Source organism: Acetobacter pomorum (assembly GCF_002738225.1).
Classification (GTDB): Bacteria; Pseudomonadota; Alphaproteobacteria; order Acetobacterales; family Acetobacteraceae; genus Acetobacter; species Acetobacter pomorum.
Window position 1 is genome coordinate 1 of record NZ_PEBQ01000166.1, and the last position, 1028, is coordinate 1028.

Below are 1028 nucleotides of genomic sequence, written 5' to 3' on the forward strand. Positions count from 1 at the left end.
ATGTTTTGTCAGCCGAATTATCCGGTGACTTACGAAGCTGTTACAAAATCAGGCTTCGCCCATCTGGGTATCGTCTGGTGCACCAGATGGACGATGGTAAAACTCATTGTATTAGTCATCGCTCTTGGCCGCAGGGATGCCAATGAGGTTTATGACGATGCAAACCGCTGTGTCTGAGCATGTTTGGATCGGAAACACTCAAACATTCAGCTGGACACCTGAATAAAAGCCTCACCCAGACGGCGATTGCATTCGGCCGCATTGATCAGCGTCTCCGTCATCACCCTCTTCTCCCAGCCATCCTCTTTCGGGAACGGCTTGAAGCCGCACGTGCCTGTGCAGCTGTCGATGGCCACCTCATAGATCCATGGCGACTTGCCGCCGAACTTGAGGGCTTGAGAGTGGTACCACTCGGCTCTGATGTCTTTGAGCGGGGGTCCTCTGTTGATGCGGCACATGCTGCTTTTGCACAATACCAATGGCTCGTTAAGCCAGATGAAGCACAACGCAACGCGATAGAAAGCGCCCTAGGGTGGCTTTCTGAACACAGCAAGGCATCAGGCCCTCTTCTTGGCGCTGCTACTGCATTTCATGCCTGGGTAGAAGCTGGTCATGCCCGTGCCCCGATGCGCGCAGCCTTGATCCGACATTGGCGACGTACGGATATCCTTCATTTTCCGCTTCCCCTTGTTGGCGCCAGAGCTTTTATAGCGGATGCACCTTGGGAACCATCAGAATGGATCCCGTGCTTCCTCAACTGTCTGTATGATGAAATGACGGCCGTAGAAAACCGTACGCGTGCACTCGAACGAAGCTGGCGTCACGCACGCTTGCAATCAGGTGCCCAGAGAAGCACATCGCGTGCCAATAAGGTCATAGATATCCTTGCCGCATACCCACTGATATCTGCAACGCGCCTCTCGGACGAACTGGGGTTATCTCTAAAAGCGGCTTACATCTATCTGGAACGATTTCTGTCAGACGGTCTGATTGTTGAAGTCACGCATCGCACCGCAAGGCGATTATTC

At 53.1% G+C, this 1028-nt stretch carries 1 protein-coding gene; it reads left to right on the forward strand.

Annotated features, from left to right (window positions below; all coding sequences use genetic code 11):
- Window positions 1-179: 179 nt before the first annotated feature.
- On the forward strand, window positions 180-1028 hold an 849-nt coding region (locus tag CSR02_RS13095; protein WP_099541952.1), incomplete at its 3' end, for a winged helix-turn-helix domain-containing protein.